This is a genomic window from Actinoplanes sp. NPDC048791 (assembly GCF_040650095.1).
GTDB lineage: Bacteria > Actinomycetota > Actinomycetes > Mycobacteriales > Micromonosporaceae > Actinoplanes.
Window position 1 is genome coordinate 1 of record NZ_JBEZGQ010000282.1, and the last position, 8994, is coordinate 8994.

The window sequence follows — 8994 nt, forward strand, 5'->3', positions numbered from 1 at the left end:
CTCGCCCAGCGTTTCGCCCTGGCCCTGGCCGCGCACCGCGGCCTGGACCCCGTCGTTCAGGCGGTGCTCCGGGTCAGGCGTCGACCAGCTCGCGTTCGGCGAACGGGAAGACGACGTGCAGCGAGGTCCCGTCACCGGGGCGGTCGGAGAGCGCCACCGTCGCGTGGTGGGCGTCGAGGACCCGCTTGGCGACGGCCAGACCCTGGTCCGGGCCGTGCAGGACCGCCGGGTTGGCGATCGCGCCGTAGTACAGGTGCGGGAACAGGTCGGGGCGCATCCCGTCCGGCATGTCCATGTCGTCGAGCCGCACGGTGGGACCGGACTCGATCTCCGTGCCGACCCGGACCCGGCCACCGGTCGGGGTGTACTTGACTGCCGCGAACAGCAGGTGCATGAGGACCTGCTCCAGGCGTACCGGATCCGCGATGATCGGCAGCGACGGGCCGCCGGCCTGGTTGAGGATCCAGATCTGCTTGGTCGCCGCGATCGGCCGGATCGCCTCGACGGCCCGCTGGGTCAGCCGGGTCAGGTCGATCTGGCGCATGTGCAGGCTGTCCGCGCCGCTGCCGACCTCGGCCATCGAGCCCAGGTGGTCCAGCAGGTCGCTGAACCCGCGCACGTGCGCCGCGGTGGCCCGGCCGACGAGGTCGGCCAGCTCGGCGTCGTGGTGGCCGGTGTGGCCGAGATCAGCCAGGTACGACCGCATCAGCCGTAGTGGCGCCCGCAGCTCCCCGCCCACGAGGCCGGCCAGGTCGTCCTTGCGGCGTTCCAGCTCCTGCAGACGGGCGGTGGTGTTGGCCAGGGCGCTCGCATACCGGCGCAGCTCGAGCTGCGAGGTGACCTGCCGGGCCAGCGCCCGCAGCGCCTGCACCTGCTCGACGTCGAGTTTGCGGGGCTGGGAGTCCATCACGCACAGGGTGCCGAGGGCGAAGCCGTCGCTGGTGATCAGCGGCGCCCCGGCGTAGAACCGGATCCCCTGGTGTGAGCCGGCCACGGGATTGTCGGCGAACCGCGGGTCGTCGCGGACGTCGGGCACCACGAGCACGTCCTTGCCGAGGATGGCGTGACCGCAGAACGACAGGTCGCGCGGCGTCTCGGTGAGATCGGTGCCGATCTTGGCCTTGAACCACTGGCGATCGATGTCGATGAGGCTGACCAGCGACATCGGCACGCCACAGACCGTCGAGGCGAGCTTGACGATGTCGTCGAAGTCGCTCTCGGGGGCGGTGTCGAGCACGTGCAGTTCGTAGAGGGCGGCGAGCCGGTCGGCTTCGTTGCTGGGCAGGGGTGCTGGCATGACTGTCACCTCCTGGAGACACTCCAGGAATACCACCCGAAAGTAGCGATGCGCCCTTTTTGCCAGCTTCTGCTGCCGGTGGCCGGGGCTCCGGTCAGGCCGTCCTTCCGGTGAGGCCGTCCTCCGGTGAGGCCGTCCTCCGGTGAGGCCGTCCTCCGGTGAGGCCGTCCTCCGGTCAGGCCGTCCTCCCGTCAGGCCGGGCGGTGGCAGACCGCTTCGATGTTGTTGCCGTCCGCGTCGAAGGCGAAGGCGCCGTAGTAGTTGGCGTGGTATTCCGGCCGCAGGCCCGGCGGTCCGTTGTCGACCCCGCCGGAGTGCAGCGCGGCGGCGTGGAAGGCGTCGACCGCGGCCCGGTCCGGCGCGGCGAAGGCCACGTGCACCCGGTGCGACGGCTCACGCAGGGCCAGCCAGAAGAACGGCTTGCCGCTGTCGTCGCCGAAACCGACCAGCTCGGGCTCCTGCACCAGGACCTTGACCCCGAGCGGGCGCAGCGCGTTTTCGTAGAAGTGCCGACTGTCGTCGATGTGGTGCACCCCGAGGACAACATGGTCGATCATGGTCAGCCCCTCTCCCAGCCCACCTAGACCGTATCTCCGGGGTACGACATTCCTTGATCCCCGTGCGCCGAGCGGCAGTCAGTATGCGCCGAGCAGAGCAGCGGCGTGACTGACCTGCACGGTGTGGGTGACGCAATCATCGCCCTCGATCATGTGCAACAGGAACCCGGTGGGCTCGGCCAGATAGCCGGGCGGCGCGTCGGAGTTGAGCAGCAGCCCGGTCTGACGCCACAGGCTGGGCGCGACGGTGAGCACGCTGCCGGCGAAGGCGGCGGTGATGGGACGGTGCACGTGCCCGGCCATCACCCGGGCGACATTGCCGTGCGCGGCGACGACCTCGCGCAACGCGTCACCGTCGAGCAGTCGCATGCCGTCGAGAAACCGGATGCCGACCGGCATGGGCGGATGGTGCAGACCGATCATTGCCGGTACGTCAGGCCGGCGCCGAAGCATGTCATCGAGCCAGGAGAGCTGAGCGGCCCCGAGCCGCCCGGCCGGCGAACCCTCCACCAGCGAATCCAGCGCGACCAGGGTGAACTCCGGATACTCGACCGCGTAGTAGGGCTGGCCGCCGAAAACATCGAGCAGCGGCCCCCGGCAGTCATGGTTGCCGGTCACCAGGTGCAACGGCAGCGGAAAATCGCCGATGATCTCCTTGAGCGCCGCGTACTCGTCGGGCCGGCCGTGATCGGTGAGATCGCCGGTGATGACGACACAGTCGGGCCGCGGGTCGAGTCCCATGACCCGGGCGAGAGCCAGCTGCAGACCGGTGGCGGGCCCGGCCCCGAGCGCCCCGGTGGTGATGTGCGAGTCGCTCAGCTGAGCGATGAACGTCGTCATGCGCCCATGATCCGGCGCAAGTCGCGCCGGGCAACCGATCGGTCGTAACTCCTACAGCGTCAAAAACAGGACGCCATTTCTATTTCACCTTGCGGGTCGACCGGGCCACGATCGCCTCGTATTCCGGGTGCTTGTCCAGCCACCCGCTCAGGAAAGGGCAGATCGGCACGACGGTCCGGCCCTTGCCCCGCGCATCGTCCATCGCCGCCTGGGCTAGGGCCGAGCCGACGCCCTGGCCCTCGAACTGGGGGTCGACCTTGGTGTGGGTGTAGGCGATGATGCTGCCGGTCAGCTGGTAGGTGAGCACACCGGCCAGCGCGTCCGCCTCGTCGTGGGCCTCGAAGCGCTCCCGCTCGGGCACGTCGGTCACCGTGAACGTCATCCCGCCATCCAAGCACGGCCGATCCTGACGAACACGGCCCGTCGGGCTGCGAACAGCTGGTCCACGTGCACCGTCGGCGTGGAAGGCTCAAGCTGAGCGACGACGGCACATCACCACGGAAGAGGCAGCACATGGAATACACCCGACTCGGCCGGACCGGCCTGCGCGTGAGCCGGATCGGCCTGGGCTGCATGAGCTACGGCGACCCGGGCGCCGGCCTGCACCGGTGGACGCTGGACGAGGACGCGGCGGCCGTGTTCTTCCAGCAGGCCGTCGAGCTGGGAGTCACGTTCTGGGACACCGCGAACGTCTACCAGGGCGGCACGTCGGAGGAGTACGTCGGCCGGGCGATCAGCCGATTCGCCCGCCGCGAGGACATCGTGCTCGCCACCAAGGTCAGCGGCAAGATGCACGAGGGACCGGGCGGCAGCGGCCTGTCCCGCAAGGCGATCCTGGAACAGGTCGAAGCCTCCCTGCGCCGGCTCGGCACCGACTACATCGACGTCTACTACCTCCACCGCTTCGACCCGGAGACACCGGTCGAGGAAACGATGGCGACCCTGCACGACCTGGTGACCGCGGGAAAGGTCCGCTACCTCGGCGCATCCTCGATGTGGGCGTGGCAGTTCGCCAAAATGCAACACACGGCCACCCGGAACGGCTGGACGACCTTCGCAGCGATGCAGGACCAGTACAACGTCCTGAAGCGCGAGGAGGAGCGGGACATGATCCCGATGTGCCTCGATGAGGGTGTGGGGCTGACCCCGTACTCGCCGTTGGCGAAGGGCCGGGCGACCCGCCCCTGGGGAGAGCAGACGGCCCGGTCATCGTCGGACACCGTCGCAACGGCATTCGACCGCGACGCCGACAAGCCGGTGGTGGACGCGATCCAGAAGGTCGCGGAAGCCCGCGCTGTGCCAATGGCCCAGGTGGCGCTGGCGTGGGTCCTCGCCAAGCCGGTCGTCTCCTGCCCGATCGTGGGCGCGACAAAGCCGAACCACCTGAAGGACGCCACGGCCGCGCTGTCGCTCACGCTGACAGAAGACGAGATCGCCGAGCTTGAGAAGCCGTACACACCCCAGGACAACTACTGGTGGTGAACCGCAGCCGACGGTCACCGCCAGAAGACGATATAGGTTCCGGCGACAACGATGAAGATCCACACGACGGTCGGGAGCACCCAGGTCACCAGATGACCGAAGTCCCTCGGTGACGGTGTCGCCTTCGGAGCGGTGCCAGTAGCTCCGGCGAGCACCGACGGTGCGATCTCGTAGAGCGTGCGGGCCCCGAACAGCACCATGACCACCAGGCAGAACACAAGCCAGGCCAGGCGCCACACGAGTGAAGGGCGGCCGACGAACTGCCCGAGCAGCGCCCAGAACTCGGTCATGTCACCGCTCCCAGGCCGGAGTGCTCGAGCCCGATCGCCGACTGGTCTCGCCGAGCGCCGCCCCCATCACCCGCGCGGCGAGGCGCCCGGGCGATGCTGTTCGTTGACCTCATGACCACCTCCCAGATCCGGTGGGACGGCCTACGGCAGTACGGGACGGCTCAGAGAAACGCCGGACTGTCCGGCATAAGTCCCAGATGGCTTGACAGTCCTGGGATACTCTCGGGGTGTAGCTTCCAAACGTCCCAAACCTTTAGGCGTTTGACCTATCCTACGTGTTGGTAGGAATGAAACAAAGCTGCCGGGGTGCCACATTGGGGTCTTGAGCGAGGAGGAACCGGCATGGCGGGTTCGCCGATGTACAAGATCATTTCTGAGCAACTTCGAGCCAAGATCGAAGCCGGGGAGTTCCGGCCCGGTCAACAGCTCCCGACGGAGCTCGAGCTGCGAGATCAATACAACGCTTCGCGCAACACCGTGCGCGACGCCCTCAAGACCTTGGTGGATGCGGGCTTGATCGAGGCCTTCTCCGGCAAGGGAACCTTCGTCAAACAGAGCATCGTCCCGTTCGTGATCACGGTGACCAAAGATCCGGAAACCGGCTTCGGCGGCGGCGAGGGAGCGGCGTACGAGCGGGAGATCCAAGAGCAGCAACGAGTCCCCTCAGCCTCGGCGCCAAGGGTGGAGATCCAGACGACACGGCCTGACATCAGCGTCGCGCTCGCACTGGAGCCTGACGCTCACGTCATCAGCCGGCATCAGGAACGATTCATCGACGGGATCCCCTTCTCACTGCAGACGAGCTTCTACTCACGAGGCCTTGTCCAACGTGGCGCCGAACGACTGATGGACCCGGTCGATCTGGCCGAGGGAACGGTCCGCTACCTCAGCGAAACCCTCGGGCTCGAGCAGGTCGGTTACAAAGACACCATTCGGGTCCGGCCCGTCGATGAGACGGAAGAGCGATTCTTTGATCTGCGGGCAAGCAGCCAACGATCGGTCATCGAGCACAAGCGAATCGCCTACGCCCCCGACGGCGTCCCGATTCGGCTCACCATCACGGTCTTCCACCCGGACCGCGCGGAAATCACGATAAATGAGGGTGAGGTGCCATCCTGACATCCGGCACGGACGGCAGAGCTACACCAACAATTGCTACGAACCAGAAGAGAGCGTCATGAACAACGTACTTCCGAAGGCACACTGGAATCCTTCGGTGGAGGCGACTCGCCCCTACATCACCGCCGTCGTCAAAGCACTCATCGCGCGGGACGTGAAGGTCACCGAATCCTGGCTCGACCCCTTCTACCCCGATCCACGCGACGCCACGATCCGCATCAACGAGTCCGAAGCCCTGGTGTGGAACGAGGAGCAGGGCTGGTACTGCGGCGAATTCGTCTGCGGCGAACAGGGCCAGCGCACGATGCTCGTGGACTCCGCCGGGCTGGGCGGCGGCGTACTGCCCTCCGCCAACGATGTTGTCGACCGTTTCCTGAACGGCGTCCGCACCGCTGTAGAGGTATACCGTCGGCTCTCCGACAAAGACGGCTTCGAAGGCGCCCTCCGCAAGGCCGGCGAAGAGGCACTAGCCACCAACTGAGCTCACAGGAACAGCCGCCCCAAAGCCAACCGGCCAAAGGGCGGCTGTTCGCCTAAGAAAAACCGCCAGCCACAGCGAACCGCCCAGCGCCCACCACAGCGAACCGCAACCGAAGCACCCAGCCGCCCACTACAGCGGACCGCAACCGAAGCACCCAGCCGCCCACTACACCGCGGGGCGTCCGGGGGCTCGGCCCCCGGAGCAGAAATGACGAGATCCCCCCGTCCGCGCACTACGCGGACGAAGGGATCCCAGGATCTCGTGGAGCTGTGGGGATTTGAACCCCAGACCCCCTCGATGCGAACGAGGTGCGCTACCAGACTGCGCCACAGCCCCCCGGTCCCGTAGGACCGCAGCAAGGCTAACAGGTCCGCCCGGCCCCCCGCGAATCACCCTCCCCGGCGCGCCGGAAAGATCATTTCGGGCCCCGGCCGCCCGCCTCGTACGGTCGGCCGCGCAGCCCGCCGCCCCGGCGGTACGACACCGAGCCGCCGTTGACCGCGGCCGGCAGGTCGGACGGGTCGCGGTCCAGGCCCATCGCTGCCCGCCGTACGGCTTCCTTCTGGGCCGCCAGCCGACGCTGCGCTTCCCTTCGTGCCGCCGCCCTGCGCGCCTGCTCTCGCCGTACCTCTGCTTGTCTTGCGGCCAGCCAGGCCGCTTCCCGGGCCTCGACGCGGCGCCGGTGCCGGTCCGCGATCGCGCGGTTGCGCAGGTGCACCAGATACATCACCAGCAGGGTGCCGGTCACCGCGAAGCTGATCCAGAAGCCGGGGCCGACCGCCAGCACGCCGATCAGCTCGATCATGTTGAGCAGCAGCAGCGCTGCGAAGACGCGGCGGCGGCGGACCACTGCCGGGGTCTGGCGGCGCACCGGGGGGCGGCGGACCGGCCGGCGGGCCGGGACCAGGCGTAGTTTGCGGGCCGGGGGCGCCGATACGGGGGCGGCCGATACCGGGGCCGGGTCACCCGTTAGGGTCCGCGACGTAACCAGATACTGGCGTCCGGGGTTGACCGGTCGGCGTCCGGGCACAGTGCGGAGCCGACGGCGGCGCTGCAGCACCCGAGCCGTCGACGACGCCCGCTCCGCCGCGAGGCGCTCGGTGGCGTCGTACCGGCGCACGAGCGCCGGTGCGAGGGCGAGCAACCCGGCGGCGGCGAGGACGGCGAGGAGCACCGAGGTCGGCACCCTCACCCCTCCCGTCAGCCTGCGGTGCCCGGGCCGGTGGCTCCGGGCACACAAAAGTCCTAATCTCCCCGAGGCTACGCACGGGAGTCACGATTTAACGGCACGCCGCGCCGGGGACGTACCGTCGTGATGATCAAATAAGTTGTGGCGGGCTACTGGGCGTTGGCTCGCAGGCGCCGCCAGCGGGCCACCAGACCGCCCTCGGCCGCGACCTCTTCGCTGGTCATCGCGTAGCCGAGGTGGTCGCGCCAGGCACCGTCGATGTGCATGTAGCGCGGGTGGTACGCCTCTTCACGGAAGCCGAGCTTCTCCACCACGCGCCGGCTGGGGCCGTTCTCGGGACGGATGTTGATCTCGACGCGGTGCAGGCCGCCGGCCCCGAACGCGTGGTCCACCGCCAGCGCCAGCGCGGTCGGGATGACGCCGCGTCCCGCCACTCGCGAGTCCACCCAGTAGCCCACGTACGCGGAGCCGAACGCCCGCCGCACGATGCTGCCCAGATTGATGTGCCCGACCAGCCGCTCGCTGCCGTCGTTCTCGCGCAAGCAGACGGCGAACGGCATGCTGTCGCCGTGCCGGGCGGCCCGCTTCATGTCGCGGTAGACGTACAGGTAGGCGCGGGTGGAGTTCATCTCCGCCCACGGGCCGGGCGGTGCCGACTCCCACGGGCTCAGCCACGCCTGGTTGGCGATCCGGACCTCGGACCAGGCCCGCGCGTCACTGCGGCGGTACGGCCTGAGCAGCACGGATCCCTCCGCCAGGACGGCAGGCCATCCGGGCGTGGACCCCAGCATCATCGCCTCCGGTCGAGCAGCAACACGTCGACGGTCGACCCGGCTGCCGCCGCGGTGACCCGCTCCCCGAGCACCAGCAGACCGTTGGCCTCGGCGAGGCCGGACAGAGTGTACGGCCCTCCGGCGAGCGGCTGCACAGTGTAGCCACCGCCGCGCCGTTCCGCGACGTGTGCCGGGCGGAACTCGCGCAGCCCGCCGGGTGACGACACGGTCTCCAGCAGGTGCGCCTTGACGCTGGGGCGGAACACCGGTTCGGAGCCGGCCAGCAGCTGGATGACCGGCCGGGCCAGCACCTCGAAGCCGATCAGGGCGGCGCCGGGCTCGCCGGGCAGGCAGACCACCGGGACCTCCTCGCCGCCGACCGTGCCGAAGCCGAGGGTGGCGCCCGGGCACAGGGCGACGTCGGTGAACTCGACCGTGCCCCGGCCGTGGTCGCGGCGGGACAGCACCCGGCGCAGCATGTCGCCGGGGCCGGTGCCCGTACCCCCGGTGGTGATGATCAGGTCGGCCCGAAGCGTCTGGTCCTCCAGCAGGCCACGCAGGCCCTCGGGGTCGTCGTCGCAGATGCCGATCCGGTACGCGAGCGCGCCGGCCTCGACAGCGGCCGCGGTCAGCGCGTGCGAGTTGGCGTCCACCACCTGGCCGGGCTGGCTGGGCCGGCCCACGTCGACGAGCTCGTCGCCGGTGGCCACCACGACCACCCGGGGGCTGGGCCGGACCACGACGTGCCCGATCCCGGACGCCGCGAAGACCGCCACCATCGCCGGGGTCACGTACGAGCCCGCGGACGCCAGCACCCGGCCGACGGGCAGCTCGTCGCCCGCCCGCCGGACGCCGGATCCACGCTTCGGGGCGTGCAGGATCTCCACCGCCGCCATGCCCTGGTCGGTCCAGTGCACCGGCACGACCACGTCGGCCCCGATCGGCAGCGGCGCACCGGCCGCCACC

Annotated in this window: 11 protein-coding genes and 1 tRNA gene; 3 read left to right on the plus strand and 9 right to left on the minus strand. The window is 69.2% G+C overall.

The window, feature by feature from the left end:
- Nucleotides 1-73: 73 nt before the first annotated feature.
- The 4 genes from AB0C29_RS21055 to AB0C29_RS21070 all read right to left on the minus strand — a co-directional run bounded on the left by AB0C29_RS21055 (nucleotide 74) and on the right by AB0C29_RS21070 (nucleotide 3076).
- Nucleotides 74-1297: a GAF domain-containing sensor histidine kinase gene (locus AB0C29_RS21055; RefSeq protein ID WP_360822497.1), complete on the minus strand. Its 1224-nt coding sequence runs from the start codon at nucleotides 1295-1297 to the stop codon at nucleotides 74-76.
- A 191-nt stretch (nucleotides 1298-1488) separates the two neighbouring features.
- Complete coding sequence (locus AB0C29_RS21060; protein ID WP_360822499.1) at nucleotides 1489-1854, minus strand: VOC family protein; 366 nt, start codon at nucleotides 1852-1854, stop codon at nucleotides 1489-1491.
- Between the two features lie 78 nt (nucleotides 1855-1932).
- Entirely contained in the window at nucleotides 1933-2694 is a 762-nt protein-coding gene (locus AB0C29_RS21065) for a phosphodiesterase (protein WP_360822502.1), read from the minus strand.
- Between the two features lie 79 nt (nucleotides 2695-2773).
- A complete protein-coding gene (locus AB0C29_RS21070) occupies nucleotides 2774-3076 on the minus strand; it encodes a GNAT family N-acetyltransferase (RefSeq protein ID WP_360822504.1) in 303 nt (100 codons plus the stop codon).
- Between the two features lie 131 nt (nucleotides 3077-3207).
- Between AB0C29_RS21070 and AB0C29_RS21075 the strand changes: the two genes are divergently transcribed.
- The gene (locus tag AB0C29_RS21075) at nucleotides 3208-4176 is read left to right on the plus strand and encodes an aldo/keto reductase (RefSeq protein ID WP_360822506.1); all 969 of its coding nucleotides are present in this window, start codon (nucleotides 3208-3210) and stop codon (nucleotides 4174-4176) included.
- A gap of 14 nt (nucleotides 4177-4190) precedes the next feature.
- Here the strand turns inward: AB0C29_RS21075 and AB0C29_RS21080 are convergent, their stop codons facing one another.
- Entirely contained in the window at nucleotides 4191-4466 is a 276-nt protein-coding gene (locus AB0C29_RS21080; RefSeq protein WP_360822508.1) for a hypothetical protein, read from the minus strand.
- Nucleotides 4467-4823: 357 nt separating this feature from the next.
- Between AB0C29_RS21080 and AB0C29_RS21085 the strand changes: the two genes are divergently transcribed.
- Nucleotides 4824-5585 (plus strand): GntR family transcriptional regulator, encoded by a 762-nt coding sequence (locus AB0C29_RS21085; protein WP_360822510.1) that lies wholly within the window; start codon nucleotides 4824-4826, stop codon nucleotides 5583-5585.
- A gap of 58 nt (nucleotides 5586-5643) precedes the next feature.
- Nucleotides 5644-6066, plus strand: coding sequence for a DUF6292 family protein (locus AB0C29_RS21090; RefSeq protein ID WP_360822512.1), 423 nt, complete (start codon nucleotides 5644-5646; stop codon nucleotides 6064-6066).
- 262 nt (nucleotides 6067-6328) lie between these two features.
- On the opposite strand, the gene AB0C29_RS21095 is transcribed toward AB0C29_RS21090, so the two are convergent.
- From AB0C29_RS21095 to glp, 4 genes are all read right to left on the minus strand, one after another.
- A tRNA-Ala gene (locus tag AB0C29_RS21095) sits at nucleotides 6329-6402 on the minus strand.
- Nucleotides 6403-6481: 79 nt separating this feature from the next.
- Nucleotides 6482-7252 (minus strand): hypothetical protein, encoded by a 771-nt coding sequence (locus AB0C29_RS21100; RefSeq protein ID WP_360822518.1) that lies wholly within the window; start codon nucleotides 7250-7252, stop codon nucleotides 6482-6484.
- Nucleotides 7253-7404: 152 nt separating this feature from the next.
- The gene (locus tag AB0C29_RS21105; protein ID WP_360822514.1) at nucleotides 7405-8049 is read right to left on the minus strand and encodes a GNAT family protein; all 645 of its coding nucleotides are present in this window, start codon (nucleotides 8047-8049) and stop codon (nucleotides 7405-7407) included.
- Nucleotides 8046-8994: gephyrin-like molybdotransferase Glp (glp, locus tag AB0C29_RS21110; RefSeq protein WP_360822516.1), on the minus strand; the 949-nt coding region annotated here is incomplete at its 5' end. The genes AB0C29_RS21105 and glp, both read right to left, overlap by 4 nt.